18 protein-coding genes are annotated in these 22433 nt (G+C 65.9%); 4 read left to right on the top strand and 14 right to left on the bottom strand.

What is annotated here, in order from left to right; translation table 11 throughout:
* Nucleotides 1–7: 7 nt before the first annotated feature.
* The 4 genes from DFW101_RS15610 to DFW101_RS15595 all read right to left on the bottom strand — a co-directional run bounded on the left by DFW101_RS15610 (nt 8) and on the right by DFW101_RS15595 (nt 3995).
* A complete protein-coding gene (locus DFW101_RS15610; RefSeq protein ID WP_009182494.1) occupies nt 8–1360 on the bottom strand; it encodes an MBOAT family O-acyltransferase in 1353 nt (450 codons plus the stop codon).
* A gap of 212 nt (nt 1361–1572) precedes the next feature.
* Complete coding sequence (locus DFW101_RS15605) at nt 1573–1968, bottom strand: secondary thiamine-phosphate synthase enzyme YjbQ (RefSeq protein ID WP_009182493.1); 396 nt, start codon at nt 1966–1968, stop codon at nt 1573–1575.
* A gap of 10 nt (nt 1969–1978) precedes the next feature.
* Nucleotides 1979–2773, bottom strand: a complete 795-nt coding sequence (gene cobM, locus DFW101_RS15600; protein ID WP_009182492.1) for a precorrin-4 C(11)-methyltransferase — start codon at nt 2771–2773, stop codon at nt 1979–1981.
* A complete protein-coding gene (locus DFW101_RS15595; protein ID WP_009182491.1) occupies nt 2766–3995 on the bottom strand; it encodes a bifunctional cobalt-precorrin-7 (C(5))-methyltransferase/cobalt-precorrin-6B (C(15))-methyltransferase in 1230 nt (409 codons plus the stop codon). The genes cobM and DFW101_RS15595 overlap by 8 nt, the downstream gene beginning before the upstream one ends.
* Before the next feature lie 119 nt (nt 3996–4114).
* On the opposite strand from DFW101_RS15595, the gene DFW101_RS15590 reads away from it, so the two are divergent.
* Complete coding sequence (locus tag DFW101_RS15590) at nt 4115–4825, top strand: hypothetical protein (RefSeq protein ID WP_009182490.1); 711 nt, start codon at nt 4115–4117, stop codon at nt 4823–4825.
* A gap of 2 nt (nt 4826–4827) precedes the next feature.
* Here the strand turns inward: DFW101_RS15590 and cbiD are convergent, their stop codons facing one another.
* Together cbiD and DFW101_RS15580 are read right to left on the bottom strand one after the other, a co-directional pair.
* Nucleotides 4828–5916, bottom strand: coding sequence for a cobalt-precorrin-5B (C(1))-methyltransferase CbiD (cbiD, locus tag DFW101_RS15585; RefSeq protein WP_009182489.1), 1089 nt, complete (start codon nt 5914–5916; stop codon nt 4828–4830).
* Complete coding sequence (locus DFW101_RS15580; RefSeq protein ID WP_043642993.1) at nt 5913–7373, bottom strand: cobyrinic acid a,c-diamide synthase CobB; 1461 nt, start codon at nt 7371–7373, stop codon at nt 5913–5915. The genes cbiD and DFW101_RS15580 overlap by 4 nt, the downstream gene beginning before the upstream one ends.
* A 337-nt stretch (nt 7374–7710) precedes the next feature.
* Here DFW101_RS15580 and DFW101_RS15575 point away from each other — a divergent pair, with 337 nt between their 5' ends.
* The gene (locus tag DFW101_RS15575; RefSeq protein WP_009182487.1) at nt 7711–10482 is read left to right on the top strand and encodes a CHASE4 domain-containing protein; all 2772 of its coding nucleotides are present in this window, start codon (nt 7711–7713) and stop codon (nt 10480–10482) included.
* A 134-nt stretch (nt 10483–10616) separates the two neighbouring features.
* Here DFW101_RS15575 and DFW101_RS15570 read toward each other — a convergent pair whose 3' ends face one another.
* Nucleotides 10617–11003 (bottom strand): response regulator, encoded by a 387-nt coding sequence (locus DFW101_RS15570; RefSeq protein WP_009182486.1) that lies wholly within the window; start codon nt 11001–11003, stop codon nt 10617–10619.
* 599 nt (nt 11004–11602) lie between these two features.
* Between DFW101_RS15570 and DFW101_RS15565 the strand changes: the two genes are divergently transcribed.
* The gene (locus tag DFW101_RS15565; protein WP_009182485.1) at nt 11603–12862 is read left to right on the top strand and encodes a putative Na+/H+ antiporter; all 1260 of its coding nucleotides are present in this window, start codon (nt 11603–11605) and stop codon (nt 12860–12862) included.
* A 140-nt stretch (nt 12863–13002) separates the two neighbouring features.
* On the opposite strand, the gene DFW101_RS15560 is transcribed toward DFW101_RS15565, so the two are convergent.
* The 3 genes from DFW101_RS15560 to DFW101_RS15550 all read right to left on the bottom strand — a co-directional run bounded on the left by DFW101_RS15560 (nt 13003) and on the right by DFW101_RS15550 (nt 16586).
* On the bottom strand, nt 13003–13680 hold the full coding sequence (locus DFW101_RS15560) for a response regulator (RefSeq protein ID WP_009182484.1): 678 nt from the start codon (nt 13678–13680) through the stop codon (nt 13003–13005).
* Nucleotides 13665–14840: a sensor histidine kinase gene (locus DFW101_RS15555; protein ID WP_009182483.1), complete on the bottom strand. Its 1176-nt coding sequence runs from the start codon at nt 14838–14840 to the stop codon at nt 13665–13667. The genes DFW101_RS15560 and DFW101_RS15555 overlap by 16 nt, the downstream gene beginning before the upstream one ends.
* A 105-nt stretch (nt 14841–14945) precedes the next feature.
* Nucleotides 14946–16586 carry a glutamate synthase-related protein gene (locus tag DFW101_RS15550; RefSeq protein WP_009182482.1) on the bottom strand — a complete coding sequence of 547 codons (1641 nt, stop codon included), beginning with the start codon at nt 16584–16586 and terminating at the stop codon, nt 14946–14948.
* A gap of 362 nt (nt 16587–16948) precedes the next feature.
* Between DFW101_RS15550 and DFW101_RS15545 the strand changes: the two genes are divergently transcribed.
* Entirely contained in the window at nt 16949–17374 is a 426-nt protein-coding gene (locus DFW101_RS15545) for a hypothetical protein (protein WP_009182481.1), read from the top strand.
* Nucleotides 17375–17690: 316 nt separating this feature from the next.
* On the opposite strand, the gene DFW101_RS15540 is transcribed toward DFW101_RS15545, so the two are convergent.
* From DFW101_RS15540 to DFW101_RS15525, 4 genes are all read right to left on the bottom strand, one after another.
* Nucleotides 17691–17957 carry a DksA/TraR family C4-type zinc finger protein gene (locus tag DFW101_RS15540; RefSeq protein WP_009182479.1) on the bottom strand — a complete coding sequence of 89 codons (267 nt, stop codon included), beginning with the start codon at nt 17955–17957 and terminating at the stop codon, nt 17691–17693.
* Between the two features lie 270 nt (nt 17958–18227).
* Nucleotides 18228–18515 carry a hypothetical protein gene (locus DFW101_RS15535; protein ID WP_009182478.1) on the bottom strand — a complete coding sequence of 96 codons (288 nt, stop codon included), beginning with the start codon at nt 18513–18515 and terminating at the stop codon, nt 18228–18230.
* 83 nt (nt 18516–18598) lie between these two features.
* Nucleotides 18599–19834 carry an ISL3 family transposase gene (locus DFW101_RS15530; RefSeq protein ID WP_009179504.1) on the bottom strand — a complete coding sequence of 412 codons (1236 nt, stop codon included), beginning with the start codon at nt 19832–19834 and terminating at the stop codon, nt 18599–18601.
* A gap of 252 nt (nt 19835–20086) precedes the next feature.
* Nucleotides 20087–21814, bottom strand: coding sequence for an aldehyde ferredoxin oxidoreductase C-terminal domain-containing protein (locus tag DFW101_RS15525; protein WP_009182477.1), 1728 nt, complete (start codon nt 21812–21814; stop codon nt 20087–20089).
* Between the last annotated feature and the right edge of the window lie 619 nt (nt 21815–22433).

Below are 22433 nucleotides of genomic sequence, written 5' to 3'. Positions count from 1 at the left end.
ATGACGATCAGAACCTGGCGTAGATGAAGGGCGTGTAGGCCCCGGCCGCCAGGGCCATGGCCGAGGCGGCCAGCAGGCCGGCCAGGGCGGCCGTGCGGCACCACCCGGTGACCGTCCCGGCCGCATCCCCGAAAAGCGCGGCCGCCCGGTTCCAGAGGCCGCCAAGGGGCATGGCGAAAAGGACGGCCGCGGCCAGGGCGGCCAGCCGCTGCCGGGTGACTTCCGTGGCCAGGGTGTAGGTGAACCCGTCAAAGGAAAAGGAGAAAAGGGCCTTCCCATAGCCAAGGGCCAGGGCGGCGTCCGTGGCCCGGAAAAGGACCCAACCGAGCATGACGGCCAAAAGCAGGTAGGCGTGGCGAAACGCCGCCGGCAGCCGGTCGAGGCGCCCGCCCAGGGCCGTGCGCTCAACGGCCAGGAACAGGCCGTGCCACAGGCCCCAGGCCAGGAAATTGAGCGTGGCCCCGTGCCACACCCCGCACAGGGCGAAGACGACCAACAGGTTCGCCCGCACCCGCCAGGGCGAGACCCGGCCGCCGCCGAGCGGAATGTAGAGGTAGTCCCGAAACCAGGTAGAGAGCGAAATGTGCCACCGCCGCCAGAAGTCCCGCACCGAGGTGGCGACATAGGGGTGGTTGAAGTTCTCGGGCAGCCGGATGCCGCAAAGAAGGCCAAGCCCGAGGGCCATGTCGGTGTAGCCGGAGAAGTCGTAATAAATCTGGGCGGAGTAGGCGGCCAGCCCCAGCCAGGCCGTGCCCGTGTCGAGTCCCGGGCCCCGGGTGAAGGCCGCGTCGGCCAGCGGCCCCAGGGCCCCGGCCACAAGCGTCTTCTTGGCCAGCCCCACGGCAAAGCGCCAGGCCCCGTCCCGAAAGTTCGCAAGGGTCGGCCGGGGCCGGACCAGGGCCGGCAGGAGCGGCCCGAACCGGGCGATGGGGCCGGCCGTGATCTTGGGGAAAAAGGCCAGGGCCAGGGTCAGCCGGGGGAGGCTCACCTCGGCCGGCAGGACCCGGCGCTTGACATCGACCAGGTAAGCCACGGCCTGGAAGCTGAAAAAGGAGATGCCGAGCGGCGCGGCCAGGCCGCCGTACTTGTAGAAGGCGAGGAGCCCGATGTTGGCCGCGACGCCAAGGGCCGTGGCCCACGTCCGCGCCGCCCCGTCCGCCCGGCCGATCCACCGGCCAAGGCCGTAGTTGCCGACGGCGGCGGCCAACAGCACGGGCAGGCCGGCCGCGTCGGCCAGGAAGAAATAGGCCAGGCTGGCCACAAGGAGCACCGCTCCCCGGGCCCGCACCGGGGACAGGAAGAACAGGGCCAGGGTCAAAGGCAGGAAATAATAGAGGAATAACGGGGAATCAGGGATCATGGCCGCTCCGGGCGCAGGATGCCCCGGCCGACCGGCGGTGTAAACCGTTATTTTCCGGGGCAGGCCGGGCCGGCCGAGACCCCGCTTGCCCCGGCGCCTGTCCCCCACGGCCTTTCGGGTCGCCCCGGACCGCTTCCGGGACGTCTCCGGGCGCGGCCGCCGGCCTCCGGGCGGGGCCCGGGGCGGATGGCCGCCCCGGGCCGGCTACCGGCCTACTGGCCGAGCCACTGGGCCCAGATCTTGCGGTTTCGCGGGCCGTCCCATTCGCACAGAAACACGCCCTGCCAAGTGCCGAGCTGGATGCGGCCGCCGGACACGATGAGCGTCAGGGAGGGGCCGACGAGGGTGGTCTTGACGTGGGCGTCGCTGTTGCCCTCCACGTGCTTGTACCCGGCCTCCCGGGGCAGGAGCCGGGACAGGGCCGCGACCAGGTCGGCGGCCACGTCGGGATCGGCGTCCTCGTTGACGGTCAGGGCGGCGGTGGTGTGCGGGCAGTAGACGACCAGGGCCCCCTCGCGCCAGCCCTTGGCGTCCACGAGTTCCTGGAGGGCGCCGGTGACGCGGACGAGCTCTTCCCGGCGGGTGGTGTGCACCTCGAAGGTTTCCATGGCGTCTCCTTTACGTGCCGTCCCCGGCCGGGCGGAAGCCGTGGCCGAAGGACGGGTCGTAGAGTTTGGAATCGCCTCCCCGGCCAAGGCCCGGGAGCACGAGGAAAATCGTCTGCCGGTCCAGGCCTTCCCGGCGGGTGACGGCGGCCAGGGTCCCGACCGTGGCCCGGCGCAGGACCTCGCCGGGCCAGCCCAGGCGGTGGGCGATGGCCACCGGAGTGTCCCCGGGATAGCCGCCTTGGAGAAGGGCCTCGGCCACGCCCTCGGGGTCGCCGGCCGAAAGATACACGGCCATGGCCGCCTGGTGGCGGGCCAGATCGGCCAGGGCCTCGCCGGCCGGCACCGGGGTGCGGCCGGCCAGGCGCGTCAGGATCAACGTCTGGGTCGCCTCGGGCACGGTAAAGGACAGGCCGAAGGCGGCGGCGGCGGCCGAGGCCGCAGTCACGCCCGGGACCACGGCGTAGGGAATGCCGTCGGCCTCGAGGAGCCGGGCCTGCTCGGCCACGGCGCCATAGAGGGCCGGGTCGCCGGTGTGGACCCGGGCCGCCTCGCCGCCGGCCCTGACGGTCGCAACCAGCAGCGCGTGGGTCTGGCCCAGGGTCAGGGGGGCGGAATCGACCACCCGGGCATCCGGCCGGGCCAGGGCCACGATACCCGGGGACACCAGCGACCCGGCGTAGAGCACCAGGTCGGCCCGCCCGATGATCCGGGCGGCCTTGACGGTCAAAAGCTCCGGGTCGCCCGGGCCGGCCCCGATGAAGTGGACGCGGGGCGTGGCCGCGTTTGCGGCCCGCTGGTCAGGCACGGGCGGGCTCCTTGGCGGCGGCCAGGATGAAGACCGGGTTTTCGGCGGCCAGGCGGAGGTCGCCGCCAAGGAGCGAGGCGGTGTTGGCCTGCATCTGGGTCAGGCTCGACGACAGGCCGTGGTCGCGAAGGATCGTCAAGGCCGTGGTCAGGGAGCCGAAGAGGACGCAGTTGACCACCAGCCGGCCGCCGGGCCGCAGCCGCCGGCACAGGGCCGGCAGCAGGTCCGGCCGGCCGGACAGGCCGCCGCCGACGAAGATCCGGTCCGGATCGGGCAGGTCGGCCACGGCGTCCGGGGCCTCGCCGCGCACGGCCGTGACGGTGAGCGCCCCGGTCAAACGGATGTTTTCCACGAGCAGGGCATGGCGGCCCGGGTCGCGCTCCACGGCAAAAACCGGCCCGCCCGGACACAGGAGCGACGCTTCGAGGGCCACGGACCCGGCCCCGGCCCCGATGTCCCAGACCACGTCGCCCGGACGCGGGGCTAGGCCAGCCAGGGACACGGCCCGGACCGGAATCTTGGTGAAGACCCGGTCCAGGCGCATGAGCGCGTCGTCGGCCATGCCGAGGGTGAGCGGCACTTCCGCCGGCCGGGTCCGTTCGACCACGAGCAGGCTCAAGGGGGAAAAGTCGAGGGTCGTGGCCTCGGGCAGGGTCAGCCGCCACAAGCGCTCGCCGGGCAGGTTCAGGTCTTCGAGCACGGTCATGGCAAAGGCGTCACCGCCGCGTTCGAGGAGCCGGGCCGCCACTGCGGCCGGGGTGTTGACGGCGTCGGTGTAGACCGCGGCCAGGCCGCGGCGGACCAGGGCCGCGTAAAGGGGCGTCATGTCGTTTCGGCCGTGGAGCGACACGGCCGGCAGGTCCTGCCAGGGCAGGCCCAGCCGGGAGGCGGCCACGCCGACGGCCGTGACGTTCGGGAAAAAGACCAGCCGGGCCAGGCCGAACCGGCACAGGAGTGTGCGGCCGATGCCGAAGAAAAGCGGGTCCCCGTCGGCCAGGACGGCCACGGCCAGCCCCCCGGCCATGGCCTCCTCGATGGCGTCGCAAAGGGCGGCAAGCGGCCCGGCGATGGGGATGCGCCGGCCGGGGTGGTCCGGAAAGGCGGCCAGCTGGCGCGCGCCGCCGACCAGGACATCGGCCCGGGCCACGGCGGCGGCCGCCTCGGGTCCCAGACACGGCGGGCCCAGGCCAAGCCCCACCACGGCAACGGGGTTTTCAGTCACGACACATCCTCGGCGAACGGCATGCCCCCCTGTACGCGGGGCGCGGCCCGGGGTCAAAAGGTGCTTGCCCTTTTTATGCCCCTGGGCCACGAAATAAAATCCCGGCAGCAGGAGGCCACATGGAAGAACGACGGGTCACAATCACTTTTTCGGGCGGGGCGGCCGCGTCCCTGGGCTATACGGCGCTGGTCGGGCTCCTTTCCCTTCTCCTCGTGCCGGCGGCCTGGGGCGTGGGCGCCTTTATCGCCTGGTGGACGGGCAGGCTCGTCTTTGCCGACGGCACCCGGGCCGTGTTCGAGGGGCGTCCCGGGCGGGTCTGGCCGCTTTTCACGGCGCTTGTCTTCCTGGCCCTCCTGCCGGGGGCGGCCGCGGCGGTCGCGTCCCACGGCGGCAGGGCCACGGGCCTGCAGATGGTCCTGGCCCTGGCTCTTTTGCCGCTCATCGCGGCGCTCAAACTGCCGCTGTACCGGTGGATCATCGAGCATATCCGACTCGAACCGGGCGGCGCGCCGCGTTTCACCGGCCGTTATCCGGCCTATCTGGCCTGGGCGGCGGCGCTCACCCTGTCGTATTTCACGATCATCGGCTGGCCCTTCGTGGCCGTGGCCATGGTCAGGTGGTTTTGTCGCCACGTTCGGGGCGAGGGTTACGCGGTGGCCTTTGCCGGCACGGGCTGGGGCCTGCTCTGGCGCAGCCTTGTCTGGCTGGTCGGCATGGTCCTCATCCTGCCCATCCCCTGGGTCCTGCGGTCCCTGTACGCCTGGCTGGCGGACAACCTGGAGATCGTCCGCCACGACGCGCAAGGCGAATTCGGCTCCTTCTCGGCCTAGAATCATGCCTCGGCGAGGCGCCCGCCGTCGAAATCGAAGACCAGGAGCGTCAGGCGCGGTCCCTGGCCGGCAAACCGGCGCATGTGGGAAAGGGCCTCTTTGGCCAGCACCTCGGCCAAGGCCGTCTTGTCCCGGGGCGTGGGGGCCATATCGAAGGCGTGGCGGGCGGTGTTGGCCTGACCCGCCTGCCGGGCCAGGGGCCCGGGCCAGCCGGCGGCAGCGCACCAGCCGGAGAGCGCCGAAAAATCGGTGTCGCCCCGGCGGGCGTGGGTGTTGGCAAGGCCCTGGGCCATTTTGACCAGCTTGCCCACAAAGACCGCCCACACGATCTCCTCGAACCCCCGCCGGGCCGCTTCGGCCTGGGCAAAGGCGAAGCAGTCCGCCGCCTGGACGCAGGCCGTTTCCGGCAGATCGGGCCTGGCCCGGCGCAGGAGGGCCTCGCTGCGCCTCCCCGTGGAAAAGCCGGCCACCGGATGCCCGAGGGCCCGGGCCACGTCCAGGGCCTCGGCAATGGACGCCTCCCAGGCTTGATGGCTGAACGGCCGCACGATGCCGGACACGCCGAGGATCGAGATGCCGCCGACAATGCCCAGGCGCGGATTGAGCGTCTTTCGGGCCATGGCCTCGCCGCCGGCGACCGATACCACGGCCGCAAGCCCGCCCGCGTAGCCGGCCGCCTGGGCCGCCTCGGCCACGGCCGCCGCGATCTGCGCCCGGGGCGCGGGATTGATGGCCGCCTGCCCGACCGCAACCGGCAGGCCCGGCAACGTCACCCGGCCGACCCCCTCCCCGCCTGCGACCAGGACTTCCCCGGGCCCGGCTGCGGCCAGCCGCGACACCAGACAGCCGATCAGCGCCCCGTGGGTCACGTCCGGGTCGTCGCCGCCGTCCTTGACGACCCCGGCAAAGGCCGCCCCGTCCCGAAGCTCGGCCACGGCCACGGCAAGCGTCATCCGCCCGCCGCCGGGAAGCGGCACGTCCACCGCAGCTGGGGCCCGGCCGGTCAAAAGAAGCAGTGCCGCCGCCTTGGCCGCGCCGGAGGCGGCCGTGCCGGTGGTGAATCCCTCGCGCAGCGGCCCGTCGCGTTTCATGCCTCCTCCCCGGCGCGCTCCCGGCAGGCGGCGACAAACTGCCGGGCCGCTTCGGGATTGCTGCCGAAATGGAGATGCACGTAGCTGCCAAGCGTCCGGCCGGCCAAAAAACCTTCCGCCACGTCGATCACGCCCTTGCGCCCGGTCATGGCGTAGACGGCCGGCACCGCCCCGCTCCCGCCGACCAGCCGCGAATAGTGGAATTCATGGCCCCGGACCACCGTGCCGGCCGGTCCGAGCAGCGTCGCCTCCCGGGTCGTCACCTCGCGGTAGCCCAGGGCCGCAAACCGCTCGCCCATGGCCGCCCGGAGCGGAAAGACCCCGGCCATGGGATGTTCCCGGCCCTCCCCGTCCGCCACCGACTCCATCAGGTACATGAACCCGCCGCACTCGGCCAGGACCGGCCGGCCGGACAAGCAGAAATCCCGCACCGCCCGCCGCATGGCCGCGTTTTCGGCCAGCCGCCCGGCATGGAGCTCGGGATAGCCGCCGCCCAGGTACAGCCCGTCCAACCCCTCGGGCAAGCTCCCCTCCGCCAGCGGCGAAAACGGCACCAGCCCGGCCCCGGCCGCCTCCAGCAGGCGCAGGTTCTCGGCGTAATAGAAGCAGAACGCCCGGTCCCGGGCGACGCCGATGCGGGGAGAATAAGATGCCTCCGGCGGCTGGGGCGCTGCCCCAGACCCCGCCAGGGCGCCGCCCTGGACCCGCCGGGGGGGATCATCCCCCCCGGACCCCCCGACAGGGGGAAATGGGGGGAGTGTGTCCAGGAGGGCGGGGAGGTCCAGGGCGGCTTCGAGCCAGTCGGCCAGGCGGTCGAGACGGGTTAGGGCGTCGATGTCGTCCTCGGCTGTCAGGAGGCCGAGGTGGCGGGAGGGGGTGGCGAGTTCGGGCCGGCGCGGCAGCACGCCCCACAGGCGGGTGGCCGGCAGGGCGGCGGCCAGGGCTTCGCGGAGGAGGGCCGCGTGGGACTCGCTGCCGGCGTTGTTGAGGACAACGCCGCAAAAGGGGAGATCGGGATCAAAGGCGAGGTAGCCGCCGACGAGCGCCGCCGCCGACCGGGCCATGGAGGCCGCGTCGGCCACCAGCAGCACCGGCAGGCCGAGCAGCTTGGCCAGCCGGGCCGTGCTTCCGGCCTCGTCCGTGGCCGAGAAGCCGTCGAAAAGGCCCATCACCCCCTCGACCACCACCACGTCCGCCCCGGCCGCATAGCGTTCAAAGACCGCGCGCATGCCTTTCGCCCCGCACATCCAGTCGTCCAGGTTGTGGCCCGGCCGGCCGGTGGCCAGGGCGTGGTGGCCGGGATCGATGAAATCCGGCCCGGCCTTCATGGCCTGCACGGCCAGCCCGCGCCGGGAGAGCGCCCGCATGAGCCCCAGGGCCACCGACGTCTTGCCGCAGCCGCTGCGCGTGCCGCCGATCACCAGCCCGCGCGGCCCCGCTCTTTCCGTTTTCTGCATCGAGGATCCATAGCCGAGGTCGCCCCCGGGAGCCAGGGCGCAAAAGCCCTCCCCCCTCTGTACCACAGCACTTTTCTCCTGCGAAATCTGCCGTTTGAGCCAAATCTCCATACTTCGGCTTGCCCTTTTCCATTGATGCCGCTATTTTCACGTGAATGCTTCAGGATGGATCCTTCCCAACTGCAAACATTCACGAGAAAGGAACCATTCAAAAACACCCTCCTGCGTTTCCGATGCCCACCACGTCTGGATCGCAACAACATCGAACCAGGCACGCCGCAATTTTTTTGCGCAACCCCGGACAGCCAACAGGTACAGATCGACGCAAGGCCAAAGAATGATTCGTATTTCTATCCGTAAATTCACACTGCTCGGCCTCTGCCTCGGGACCGTTTTATTTTTTGCCCTCTATATCGCCATCAATAGCTATTTGCTGAAGAAAACATTTACGAATTTTGAAAACAACAGTCTGGCCAACGACGTCGTCCGGATGAGCAATGCCCTCGACGAGGAGATCCACAAGCTCGACGAGCTGATCCTGGACTGGGCCATCTGGGATGACAGCGCCCTGTTCATGCAGGGAAAAATGAAAAACTACACCAAATCGAACCTGAACGATCGAACCCTGGATTCGCTGCATCTCTCGTTCATCATGTTCGTGGACAACAGGGGGCGGATCGTCTGGTCCCGCAGCGAATCCGGCGAAGAAAACTATGTCGACGGTGTCCCGCAGCCAGTAAAGCAACTCATCTTCGACAAGACCTCGATCCTCGGCGGCGCCACTCAGGAAACCCGGATCCATGGCATTGCCAATTTGCCGCAGCAGCTGCTCATCATAGCCAGTTGTCCCATCCTGGACAGCGAAGCGAAAGGCCCCAAGCAGGGCACCTTGATCATGGGACGCCAGATCACGGCGGCGACCTTGGAGAAGGTCTCGGAAAGGGTACGCCTGAAATTCGATCTGGAGAGGAAAACGGACCCGCTTCCCGATACAATGCGTGCGTATATCCGGACCATCTCTCCCGAAGCCGGCAATGCCGCCATCGATATCTATGACATCGACGAAAACAGCCTGATTGGCGTGATGGCCTTCCAGGACATCACAGGCGAGGCCTCGCTGCGGCTCATGGTTTTTGGAGACAAGGATATCGTGCACCGCGGAGCGGCGGTCACCCTGCATTCTTCGATTCTGCTCGCCATCGGCGGCGCCATTCTCATCGGATCCATTCTTTTTCTTGTGGAAAGAAGGATCTTGCGCCGGATCATCAGCATCAAAAAGCAGATCACCCAGATCAATAGCGGCTCCAATGCCAGCAGTTCGCCGCCACGGATCCTTGTTTCGGGCGACGACGAAATCAATACCCTGGCCCAGGACATCAACGCCTATATCCGGGAGATCGACAACTACAGGACGAACCTGGAAACCATTATATTCGAAAGAACGAATGACCTGCAACAGAAAATCCTCGAAAACGAGCAGTATCAGAAGGAATTGAAACTGGCCAAGGATCTTGCCGAGGAGGCCAACAAGACAAAGACCGACTTCCTGGCCAAGGTGACCCACGAGATCCGGACGCCGTTGAACTCCATAAAGGGGATGAACGATTATCTTCTGAGCACGTCTTTGAACGATGACCAGCGGGAATGCCTGTCCATCATCAAGGAATCGTCCAACCATCTGTTGACCATTGTCAATGACCTGCTTGACCTGTCGAAGATCGAGGCCGGACAACTTGTCTTCGAGCACATCGACTTTGCCCTCAAGCAGTTGATCGAATCCACGATCAGGATCCTGCAGCCGCTGGCCAACCAGAAAAAGCTCGATCTTCACGTCGCCTATGAAGGCGATGCGGATATCGTCGTCAGGGGGGACCCGTCGCGCATTCGCCAGGTGCTGTTCAACCTGGCCAACAACGCGCTGAAGTTCACGCAGACCGGCACGGTGGGCATTGTCGCCTCGGTGGCCTGGCAGGAATCGCTCGATGCCTATGCGATCACGATTTCCATCAAGGACACCGGCATCGGCATCGCTGCGGAAGCGCTCCAGCGCATCTTCCAGCCCTTCGTCCAGTCCGACAATTCCACCAGCCGCAAATTCGGCGGCACCGGTCTTGGCCTGTCCATCTGCAACCAGTTGATTGCGCTCATGGGCGGCACCATCGCCGTTTCAAGCCGGCCCGGCCAGGGCAGCACCTTTACCTTCACGTTGCAGCTGCAGCGGGGAGACGCAAACCGGGTCCCGGCCCGCGGAGCGGCAGGATTTTTCCCCTACACGCCCCTGGACCGGCTGACCATTCTGGTGGTGGACGACAACGAATTGAATCTGGGTGTGGCCAAGCGGGTCTTTTCGCTCCTGAACCAGGAGCCGGTCCTGGCCCTGGGCGGAAGGCAAGCGCTCGATCTCCTGAAAACAGCCGTCTTTGACATCGTTTTCCTCGACATCGAGATGCCGGAGATCAACGGACTGGAGGTGACGCGCATCATCCGCAGCGGCAAGGCCACCCCGCTGAACCAGGACACCCATATCGTGGCCATGACGGCCTATTCCCTGGATACGATCCGAGAGCAATGCCTGCAGCAAGGCATGAACGACTTCATCACCAAGCCGCTGGACCCGGACGTCATTTTCGCAAAGCTGCTGTCGCTTGGTCGCACCGCGATGCCGGCCTGTCCCGACGGTCCGGCGGACGACTCCGCCCGCCAAGACGCCGATCCGGCTTCGCTTCTCCGGAGCCTGGCCGTTTTGAACGTGGAATCCGCTCTCAGGAAACTGGGGGCGGACAAGGAATTGTATCTCGATCTCTGCCGGGGGTTCCTGGAAAAGTTCAATGGGGAACGGTTCGATGTCCTCTATCTGACGCACCACCCGGAGCCCAGGGACCTGTCCCTGCACATCCATTCCCTCAAGGGGATTTCCCTGCAGATCGGCGCGGATCGCCTCAGTTTCCTTACCCAACGGCTTGAAAAGAAAATTGCCTGCGGCGAAAGCGACATTCACCGGGACCTGCTGCTTCTCAAGGACCAGATTGCCGTCGTCGAGACCCGATTGCGGGAACTCGTGCGGGAGGAGGAAGAGGAAGGCAGGGCACAGCCCCTGCCGCAGGAATGAGCAGGCCGCCTCGGCGAAAATGCCGCGCCCGGCGGACAGGCGGCAGGGCTTCGTGTCCCGTCCCCGGGACCAGCAGAGGGGACGGATTGTCGCCCGTGTCGGATCGATGGCGCTTTCTTGCCAGCGGACAAGGCTCAGGCGTCTTCCGGTTGCAGGATCTTTTTGACGACGCCGGTTATCTTTTCGACCGAAAAAGGCTTCACGACATAGGCGGTTGCGCCATGTTTGCCGGCTTCGAGTATCGTTGCGGTTTCAGCCTCGCTGCTGATGATGACAACCGGCAGGGCCCCCCATTTCGCCGAAGCCCGTACCCGGTCAAGGAGCGCTATCCCGGAAATCCTGGGCATTTTCAAATCCGCGAACACCAGATCGATCGCCGCTCCGCTTTCCAGCAGTTCCCAGGCCTTTTCGCCGTTGGCGGCGGTCAGGACTTCCTCGATGCCGATCTTGTGCAGGATCCTTTTGAGGACATGCAGCATGGCTGAGGAATCGTCGGCAACGAGGGCTTTCACGTTTTTCATATTTTGAAACAGTACTTTTCCAAGGGAAGTGTCCCTGTAAGCCCACTCCCCAGGCCCGTCCAGGCGGAGCGGAGAGGAGGCGCATCCCGACGCGCACGCCACACTTTCTGGCGCTCGAAGAGCCCATGAAAAACCTGGATTCCTGCGCAGTTGCCCCAGGCGGGAGCCTCTGGCGCCCATCACCAACCATCAGCAAATTCAGCGAAAAAATGAAAATAGTCAACCCCATTGGCCATGCGGCCGCAGACCCGCCACTGCCGCGCCGCCCGGCAGCGGCCGCTTCCGGGCGAACACCCGCGACCACGTCCGACGCCCGCCAGCCTTCGACGGCCGCAACCGCCGGTCCCCGGCCGGCGGGGAGAAGCCTCGTTCTTGACAATTCCGGCAAAAGTAGCCCACTTTCAAGTCCTGACCCCACGCCTTGATGACCCTTTTCCGGCGGCCGCGACGCGCCTGGTCGAGCGCGGCATGCGCAATCCTGCCTGCCCGTCCTCGGCGACGACGGCCGTCCCGCGGGGCAGATCGTCCGCCCCTGGCGAAATCGCCCCCAGGCCTTCCCCGGACAACGCAGCCGTGTTCCGCCCCACAAGGAGAGATCCATGACGCCTTCGGCGATGCAAATCGTTGCAGCGAGCCTCTTTACCCTGGCCATCCTCCACACCTTCACGGCGCCGCTGTTCTCGCGGCTGGCCCTGGCCCGCCCAGGCCATGCCGGGGTGTGGAACCTTTTGAGCGAAGTCGAAGTGGTCTTCGGCTTCTGGGCCTTCGTCTTGATGCTCCTCCTCTTTGCCGTCGAAGGCCGGGAGGCCGCCGTCGCCTATATCGACTCGTGCAACTTCACCGAGCCGATGTTCGTGTTCGCCATCATGGTCATGGCCGGGACGCGTCCCATCCTGCAACTGGCCAAGAAGGCCATATTTGTCGTCTCGACCCTGCTGCCCCTGCCGCGCGACATGGGTTTTTATCTGACGGTGCTGGTGGTGGTCCCCCTCATGGGTTCCTTCATCACCGAGCCGGCGACCATGACGCTCGGCGCATTGATCCTCCGGGACCGGTTCTACAACAGGGGCCTGCCCCCCCTGATGCAGTATGTCACCCTGGCGGTGCTCCTGGTCAACGTGTCCATCGGCGGCACGCTGACGCCGTTCGCCGCGCCGCCCGTGATCATGGTGGCCGGCAAGTGGCACTGGGACCTGGCCTTCATGGCCACGACCTTTGGCTGGAAGGCGGCGGTGGCCTGCCTGGTCAACGCCCTGGCCGCCACCCTGCTCTTCCGCCGACAGTTCGCCACGACCGGCCGGCCGGTCTACAAATCCGACGAAAAGCGGGTCCCGTTCCCCCTGATCGTGATCCACGTGCTGTTTTTGGCCGGTGTGGTGGTTTTTTCCCACCATCCGATCATCTTCATGGGGCTGTTCCTGTTCTTCCTCGGCGTGAGCCACGCCTACGCCCGGCACCAGGAGCCCCTGTTGCTGCGCCAGGGCCTGATGGTGGCCTTTTTCCTCAGCGGGCTTGTGGTGCTTGGCGGCAAGCAGCAGTGGTGGTTGCAGGAACTGTTGCGCGGCATGACGCACCAGCAGGTGTTTCTCGGCGCCACCATTCTCACGTCGTTTACGGACAACGCCGCCCTCACCTACATGGGGTCCCTGGTGGACGGCATGAGCGAGGCCTTCAAGTACGCCCTGGTGGCCGGGGCCGTGACCGGCGGCGGGCTCACCATCATCGCCAATGCGCCCAATCCGGCCGGCATCTCCATCCTGCGCGACGCGTTCGACACGAAAAGCGTCAAGCCGCTGCCCCTGTTTTTGGCGGGCCTGCTGCCGACCCTCGTGGCGGCCCTGGCCTTCAACCTTTTTTGAGCGGGGGCGTTGCGGGTGGGACTTGTCCCTTGGCCATGCCGCCCACCCAGCCCTGGCCTCTTGCCGATCTTTTGCCGGGAAAACGCCGGTCCCTGTCGAAAGCGCCCTGCGATCGTGCCCTTTATGACGGCGGACCCTTTCTACAGGCCGTCGCCGTCCAGTTCGATCAGGCCCAGGCGGACGGCGTAATGCACGAGCTCCGCCATGCTGGTTAACCCGAGCTTGCCGAAGATATTGGCGCGGTGGTTTTCGACGGTCTTGCGGGAGATGTAGAGATCCGCGGCAATGGCCCCGGCGCTGCGCCCTTCGGCGAGCAGGCGCAGGATCTGCTGCTCGCGCCGGGTCAGGGTGTCGTAGGCGGGATCGGCCGGACGCGAGCGGCGGACGGCGTATTCATCGAGTTTGAGGAGCAGCTGGGGCACGATGGAACCGTCCAGGTAGCGGTCGCCCCGGGAGACGGCCTCCAACCCGTGCAGCAGGTTGGCGGCGGCGGAATCCTTGAGGACATAGCCGAGGGCCCCCGCGCGCAGGCTTTCCGCCACCAGGTCCAGGCGGGTGTGCATGCTGACGACGAGAATCCGGGGACAAACGGCCAGGGTTCGCAATTGGCGGATGACTTCGATGCCGTTGGCGTCGGGCAGGCCGATGTCCAGGACCACGACATCCGGGGTCCGGGACCGGGCCAGCTCCATGGCCTCCCTGGCCGAGCCGGCCTCGCCGACCACGCCGTAGGCCGCCAGCCCGGACAGGATGGACCGCAGCCCTTCGCGAAAGAGCGGATGGTCGTCGACCAGGAGGACTTTTACAAGGCCTGGCATGGGCCCTGCCCTTCCACCGGGACTTCCACCGTGATCCGCACCCCCTTGCCGGGGCGGGCGCGCAGCGTCAGGCGCCCCCCGAGCAGCCGGACACGTTCCCGCATGCTCCAAAGCCCCATGCGCTTTTCGGACAAGGCCTGGGGAAGCCGGACCTCCGGATCGAAGCCCTGGCCGTCGTCGGCGATCCGGAGCAGGCAGTGCGGGTGGGAGGCGAGCAGGCGCACCGTGATGGCCGAGCAGCGGCCGTGCCGGCAGGCATTGGCCAAGCCCTCCTGCAGCACGCGATACAGGTTGATGCTCGTTTCGAAGGGCAAGCGGAGGGCCTCCATGCCGTCGGCAAAGAAGTGGATGGGAAGGCCATGCCGGGCGGACTGCTCTTCGCAGAGGCGAAAGGCCGTTTCGGCCAGCCCGAGCTGGCCGAGGGCCGGCGGCAGCAGGGTATAGGCCAGGTCCCGGAGGGACATGATGGCCGCGCCGAGGCGGGTCGAACACTCCAGAACCGTTTCCCTGGCCGGCTGGGCCTCGTCCGGATCGGAAGCGTCCAAAAGCGGCAGCAGCCTGTCGAGATTGAGGCGGGTGACCGACAGGGCCTGGCCCACGTCGTCGTGCAGTTCCCGGGCGATGCGCTGCCGTTCGTTTTCCTGGGCCTTGATCAGTTCCCGGGAGAGCTGGCGCAACCGCTCCTCGTTTTCCCGCGCCTCGATGATCCGGCCGAGATGGTCGGCAACGGCATTGAGCAGATGCCGTTCCTCGCGCAGAAACGGCCCTTCGTCGCAGGCCGGGCACTTGCTTTGATAGCCCACCTCCAGGCGGCCGACGACTTCCCCGTGCACCCGGATCCGGCCCGACTGCTTGGCAACCGGCCGGCGGGCGGCATTGGTGGCGAATCCCCGGCCGCCCACGGTCAGCTTGACGCAGGCGATTTCCGGATACTGCCAGGCCCGGGCCACGATGCCGCAAACGCCCGACAGGATGTCGTCGAGGGCCAGGTCATGGCGCTGGGAGAGCCGCGTGATCTCGTAGAGGCAGTCCAGTTCCTTGATCCGCTCCCGCAGGGCTCCCAGGATGGCCGCGTGCTCCGCTGCCGGCCCGGCCTCCGGTGTGCCTTCCGTCCGGGGCCCGGCCTGGCCCGTGCCTCGTGATGCGACTGTCTTGTCCATGCGCCCTTCCGCAGCCGGTTCCGTGGCCGGCGATCCGCCGGCCGGACCGGCATCGCGGCCGGCCCGGCGGCACTGTTGGCATCCCGGCGTCGCCCGCGCGTCCGGTCAGGAGAGCAGGATGCGCCTGGCCACGGCATCCTCCGCGTCCGTCACGTAGGGGATGCCGGTTTCCCGTTCCGTCTCCCGGTTCGCCGCGACGATATCCTCGCGGGCAATGGCCCGGACCGAGAATTTGCGCGCCCCGGCGAGCAGTTGCTGCAGCCCGGCGCCGAGTTTGTCGAGGAGCGTGCAGGTGGCCACGGCGCCCAGGGGAATCCGGCCCATCTCCTCCTCTCCGAGACGGCTGCGCAGGCCGTGCCAGGCGGCAAAGAACTGTTCGGGCCCGGCACCCAGGGCCGCCACGGACTTGGGCAGGCTCTCCCAATGGCCGTGCACCCGGGCGCGGCGGTCGGGATACAGGGCCCCCTCGATATTGGAGCCGAGAAATCCCGGGATCATGATGGCCCTTCCCATGCACACGAGCTTGGCAAAAGGGGCGCCGAGGGCCAGGGCCTTGAAGACATGGTCTTCCCGGGCGAACCCGCCGGCCAGGGAAATGTCCACCACCCGCCGTCCCGAGGCGGCCAGCGCGGCCGCGTACTCGCGGGCCTTGGCGTGGAGCGGCAGGGACGGTACGCCCCAGGTCTCCATCATGTTCCAGGGGCTCATGCCCGTGCCGCCGCCGGCGCCGTCGATGGTCAGCAGGTCCAGGCCCGCCTCCGACGCATAGCGGATGGCCATGGCCAAAGCCTCCATGCCATAGGCCCCGGTCTTGAGCGAAATGCGCTCAAAGCCCAACCCGCGCAGGTACGAGACCTTTTCCATGAAAGCCTCCCGGACCTGCCCTTCGTGGGTCGCTTCCGTATAGCCCAGCCGGCTGTGGCGGGCAAACTCCCGGATGGCCCCCTTTGCGTAAGCCCGGACGACATCGGGCCGCTCGGGATCGGGATCCACGAGATAGCCGCGCTTCTTGAGAAAGAGCGCGTAATCGATGTCTTTGACCTTGATCTCGCCGCCGATGTTCTTGGCGCCCTGCCCCCATTTGAGTTCGATGACCACGTCCGGGCCATACTTGTCGATGACATACTCGGCCACGCCGTTTCGGGCGTCCTCGACATTGAGCTGCACGATCATGGCGCCGTAATCGTCCTGGTACCGCCTGTAGATCTCGATGCGGCGATCCAGTTCCGGGGCGCGCACCACGCGTCCGTTTTCCAGAACGGCCAGCCGGTCGATGCCGACCACATTCTCCCCCACGACAATGGGAATGCCGGCCAGGGCGCAGCCCACGGCGAAGCTCTCCCAGTAGTGGGCCGCGACAAAGGTCGAGCCCAGGGCGCCGGTCATGAGCGGAAGCCGGATCTTGGTTTTCCGGGTGTTTCCGAAGGCGGTTTCCAGCCCGACGTTGTGGAACAGGCAGTCGTCCGCATCCCCGGACAGGGCGGCGGACAGGCCCTTGGCGCCGTACAGGCGGCCCTGGATGCGCAGGGTGTCATAGGAAATGCCGGCCGGACAGGCATTGGCCGCGCCGGCGGTGGTCTTGCCGAATTCCCGGGGGTAGAGCATGTCCCGGCCGACCAGGCTCGAAAGCCACGTCTCGCACCGGCCGGCGCAGTCCACCCGGCACAGGTTGCACAGTCCCGATTCCACCGGGGTTCCCCGGTTGGCCGTCCCCAGCACATCATTGGTCTTTTGTCCGTATTGCATGGTCGTTCCTCGAAGGGTCGCGTGTCCTCGGCCGCCGGCCGGCCAAGGGAATTGGAGATCGAAGGCGGTTTCTTAGCATGCGAAACCTCCTGTCGGTCGATAGGAAGACCACGGCATTTTCCGGGAACCTGTCCCGAAAAACCGGGAGAAATTCCCGGGTACGAACAGGACAATGCCCGATTTCAAAATTCCGGCGGCGCACTACAGTGGGGTTCACGATCGAGGGTACACGCATGGACAGGACAAGGTTTGCCGACACACTTTCGGGGTCGCCCCCGGCCCATCCGGCACGCTCCCGACCCGCCGGGCCCCCGGGGCGTCCGCCACGGCGGGCTGCGGCCGGCCCGGGGGCAGGGTTGCCGGTGGCCGCCATCTCGCGCCTGGGCGCCCTGCGCTGGCACATCCGCCTGGGGCCATCCGACGGGAACCACCGGCGGGAGGTGTACCTCTCACCGGAGGACGGGGGGCTCCTCTATGCCACGCGAACCGGCAACCGCCTGGCGATCCGGCTGCACGGCCCCCTCGGCGACGCCTGCGTCCGCAACCTGGGAGACTGTCTGATCCACGCCCTGTGCGAGGGCGTGGACCACATCGACTTCTGGCCGGGACTCCCCGGGGTCATCTCACCCGATGCCGGCCCCATGTTCGAAAGCTTCGGCCGAAGCCTGGCCCGCAACCATCTTTGCCTGGGGCTGGAAATACATGGCCCCGATCCCGGCCTGAAAGAACTGGCGGAGGCCTTCCGCCAAGGACTTGCCCAGGCGGGCAAACCGAACGGGACGTTATGATCGACGACTGGTGGCTGTTGACACTTCTTGCTTGCGGATGCTTGCCGCTCCTTTTCGGCAAAGGCCTCGGTTCGTCCCATCGACACCTTCCCCGGGACTTTGACTTCGACCAATACAAAAACAGGGAACTGAACCTCCGCGGGCTCTTCGACAAGACACGATTCAAATAGGCCCTCCCATGCCCTGTCCCGACGGCGCACAACCTTTCGCGGGCAAAACCACACCTCCCGTCCAGGCCAGGCCCTCCGGCACACGGCCGGAGGGTCGCCTTCCCCCGGCCTTGCAGGATCATGCCGGCGCATCGCCGAGGAAGGAATCAGCGCAGCTGGCTGTCCTTGTTGCCTCTCCGGTTGTAAGGACGCATCGCGCCCTGGCCCCGCTCCCGCTCCTCCTGGCAGGCGACACAGAGACGCACTCCGGGAAGGGCCCTTCGCCTGGCCAGGGGGATCGCTGCGCCGCATGCCTCACAGTCCGGCAACCCTTCGCCTTTCGGGAGCAAATTCCGGACCCGTGAAACTTCGTCTTCAATGGAGTGGGCAATCTGATCCTGCACCGCTCCGTCACCAGCCCAACCGTTCGCCATGGTCTTTTCTCCTTGAGGGCCGCGCGGCACGTCCGCCGCAATGGTCCGTCCGGAAAAGACTGTCAGTGCTCTTTGCTCAAAGTCAAGGATGCCCCGCGCAGCCGGGCAAAGGAGCCGGCCTGCAGGGAAACCGGGGCTTTTCGCCACTTCGCCGGATCAACGCGCCGGCGGCCGGCGAACCGGCCTGGTGCGGAAACGCGCCGGCCGGTGGGAAACGCCTGGTCCGGCGCTTCCCAGGCGTCCCGTGGCAGCCGGTCGGCAAGGGAGGGGCTATCCTTCCATTTTCTTGAACCCCAAGAGCACACGATACGGACCGGGCACCCCCGGCGGGGCCAAGGCAACCCTGTCGCCGCCGGTCAATACCGCCAGGGGGGGCGTGAAAGCCTTGCCGTTGACAAAAATGACTTCGACCATTTCTTCCGGCAGGCCGAGCAGGGCCAGGAGTTCCAGCCCGGTTATTTCTCCTTGAACCTCGACTTCCTTTGGATTGCTCCAGTTTTTTTTCCGAAACGTATCAGCCAGGTCCATGAAAGCGCGAAGGTGGATCACCGAAGACATGTGCGATTCCTCCTTTCGAATACATACCGTAAAGGCGGGGCAAAAAAAAGAGGTCCTTCCGGATTTTCCGTGGGTACCCGGGTTCAGGCCTGTCTAGGATAGAGGTCCAGGCCGCCGCAGAAGAAGTAGATAGCGGTCTTGAAGTGCTCCCGATTGCGGTACCCGCACGCCCTGCGCTTGATGGCCATGATCTTGCTGTTGAGTCCCTCGGCCGCGCCGTTGGTGATCCGATGCCGGCAAAAGGTCAGGATGTTGTCCAGATGCCGAGAGAGCATCTCCCCGACCTTGCGCATCGGGGGCAAGTCTGACTTCCTCACCCAGGTCAGCCAGCGTTTCATGAACCGCTTTGCCCAGCCGACGCTGAGGTAGTTCCACAATCCGGCCAGGCTTTCTTTCATCGCCCAGGCCTTGGCCACCTTCAGGTTCGTGGCCTTCAGGGCTTCCAAGGTCGGTCGGTGCTTGTCCGGCAGATTCTCTTCCCGGTAAAGCCAGATGTACTTGGTGCCCTTGAGGCGTTCGTCTTCCTGGCGGAGCAGTTCGCGATGTTCCTGCCGGCGGACCTTGTCCACGGCCTGGCCCACGTGCTGCATGATGTGAAAGCGGTCATGGACGATCTTGTGCGCCGCATCGGGCACGTGCTTGATCGTGGCCTTGAAGTACGGTTCCCACATGTCCATGGCCACGGCCCGGATGCGCTCGAGTTGCTGCGCCGTGAACTGCCGGTAATAGTCCTCGAGGCTCTCGGTCTTGCGATCCTGGGCCACAAACTCCACTGTTCCGCCAAGCAGGTCGCAGACCACGGTCATGTAGTCGTGACCTTTGCGGAAGGCCTTCTCATCGATACCAAGATAGCGTGCGGGGGTGGTCTTCTTCCTGGTTTGCCCTCGCCGGACGGCTCGATCCATGACGTTCCAGGCCTCATCCCAGCTGATCCGCATGAGCCGGCAGGTGCCGGACACGGTGGCGCACTCGCGCAACACATCGATGATCAAGCGCTCCATGAGCAAGGTAAAACGCCCTTTAGCCTCGGCCCAAGGCACTCTCACCTGAAGCACGCCGTGCTCGGGGCACTCGACGCGCGGAATCCGGGCATGAAGGAAGGTCTTGAACTGGCAGGTGTCGAGGTGACGCCATACCCGAGGCTCGGCATGATCCCGACAAGCCAGTTCGCGACCACAGGTCGGACAGCGCCAGCGGACACCGGCAACATGATCAACATGGACGTCCACCCGGCCTCCCGCCGTGTCCAACTCGACGTCGGCAACAAACCACGGGTCACTCAGCCCCAGAATCCGAGAATACAGGTCCGTGTCCTTCATGGTCACCCTCCCGGGGCGGACCATATCCGGTCACCTACCCACGGAAAAGTCGGAAGGACCAAAAAGATCTGCCGGGAGCCGGGGGGGACAGATCCCACCGCGGGCCGCGAAAGCGGCTTTTTTCTCCCTGGCCGGATGTTGTGAACCCTTATTGTGCATGAAGGCGAACGACAGTCCGCCGTTCGCCTTCATGGTCACCGAGCTGCGAACGCCTTGGTCCAAGGCGTTCGCGGTTTCTCGCAACAAACAGGCCTAGAAGTTGAACACCTCGTCGATTTCTTCATCCGTGAAATTCCAGGTCACGTTGTGCGGCGCGCACTCTTCCTCAAAGAACTCCGGCAGCCGGTCATCGGCATTGGTGAAGCCTGCCCGCTGGTTGAATCCACGCTCAGCCTTCAGGATGCTCTTGCCGAGGGCGACGACATCGTCGCCGGTCAGCGAGAGGTTGTAGCGGGCGTTGATCATCTCCACCAGGGCGTTGAAGCCATCGGCGATGTCCAGGATGGCGAAGGCGATAAACAGGCACATGCCCGTGCTGTCGACCGCGGCGGTGGCGATCTGCAGGTTGCGGGACAGTTCCACCTGGCCTTCCTTGCCGAGCGGATCCACGAACCCGCCGACCTTCAGGATGTTGGTGGCGACCGCATAACCGGCGGTATGGTCCGCGCCCATGGGGGTCGTGGCGTAGGTCAGGCCGACGCCCTTGACCGCGCGGGGATCGTAGGCCGGAATCGCCTGGTTCTTGACCACCGGAACCCGGGTCAGGCCGTACATCTGGCCGACCGCGCCGGCGCCGCTGCCGAGAATGCGGCCAAGGGGCGTTCCTTTGCGGATCTCCATGATAAGATCAAGCGCGGCCTTGCCATCGCCCCAGGGAATGGCCCCGCCTTCCATGGCCACGCCCACGGCAACGGCGGTCTCGATGGAATCCACGCCCACATCGTCGAACTCGCGGTCGGCGTAGGCGATCACGTCGAGGTCGTTAATCATCGCGTTGGCGCCAAGGGCCCAAACGGTTTCATACTCGAAGCCGCTGGTCAGGTACTTCCCTTCCTTGTCATTGTAATGCTGGGAACAACGGATGATGCAGCCGGCGTGGCAACCGTGGGTCGTCTTGCCGCCACGGGCCTCGATGGTGGCGGCCATGGTCTCGCCGCCGATGTTGTTGGCCCAGTCGTTGCGGCCGCAGCGGAAGTTTTTCGTGGGAAGGCCGCCGGCTTCATTGAGGATGTTGACCAGGACGTTGGTGCCGTACTTGGGCAGGCCCTGGCCGGTGACCGGGTGGGTGGTCAGGGCGTTGGTGAAACGCTTCGAGGCGCTCTTGAACGCTTCCGGATTGGAAATCGTGACTCCGGGAGCGCCGGTCTCGTCGATGACGACCGCCTTGATCTTTTTCGAACCCATGACGGCGCCCAGGCCGCCGCGGCCGGCGCTACGGATGTTGCACTGCGGATCGGCAAAGGAGATATTGGCCGCCGTGAGCCGCATTTCGCCAGCTGTTCCGATGATGGCCACGCCGACCTTTGGCCCGTATTTTGCTTGCAGGACCTTGATGGCCTCGTAGTTGCCCATGCCGATGGTCTCGGCGGGCGCTTCGTCGATGGTGACCTCGTTCATCGTCACCTTCACGACGTAATACTTGTCGTCCTCCGGAATGCCCTCGAACACCAGGGCCTTGATGTCCATCTTCGACATCTTCTGCCCGAAGGTGCCACCGGTGTTGCTTTCCTTGATGCCGCCGGTCAGCGGGCTTTTGGCGCCGCAGGAAAGCCGGCCGGAGTTGGCCGCACTGGTGCCCGTCAGATAGCCGGGGGCGAAAATCAATTTGTTGTACTTGCCCAGAGGATGACAGGTCGGTTTCACTTCGTCGGCCACAAAATTGGATGTCAATCCCCGACCGGCCAAACCGGCATACTTTTCGGGACATTCCTCAATCTTGACAGCCTTTGAAGCCATATCGATCCGGATAAACTTTGCCATCGAAGCCTCCATGATGTTGATAAAAGACGGCCATACCGACCTTACATCAGACAATTTCCCAGTTTTCCTCGTGCCTGCCTCGGTCTTTCGCCACTCCGCCCGTGCCCCCGTCGTCGTGACGCGGACGACCTCTGCCCGGTCTCCGAATCCTGGCGCCGGCGGCGGGGTCGAAAGGATTTTTCAGTTAGGTTAGAAATAGCAAGTTATGCTCCAAAAATAAAAATGCTATAATTATAGATAATTATAGCATCGTGACGGCGCGACGGGGATGCAAGCCAGGCCCGCCGTGACCGCACTCCGTCCAAAAGAGGCGGGAACAGGGAAGGTTTATTATGCTAATCTTAACATTTCAATCGGTTACAGAAAAGAGAACTAATGCAACACTCCGGTTTATTTTTGGGTCAAAATGCTCCAGTCCCGTCGGGGGGGGGACTCAGGAGGGAAAGGATCGACGCCTCCCTGGCCGGGAGGCACGCCTCACCGGTGGCGGGAATTTCCGATAAGCCGGCCGCGAAAGGAAAGCGCAGCTCGGGCGCCAGGTCTTGGCAGGGCCGGCCGCTGCGGCGGACTTTCGAAGGCAACGCATGAGGTGCGAACTACCCCCGACCGTTGCGGCCGA

It is taken from the genome of Solidesulfovibrio carbinoliphilus subsp. oakridgensis (assembly GCF_000177215.2).
Taxonomy (GTDB): Bacteria; Desulfobacterota; Desulfovibrionia; order Desulfovibrionales; family Desulfovibrionaceae; genus Solidesulfovibrio; species Solidesulfovibrio carbinoliphilus.
The sequence above is the reverse complement of the archived record's forward strand: the minus strand, read 5'-3'. Positions and strand labels throughout refer to the sequence as shown.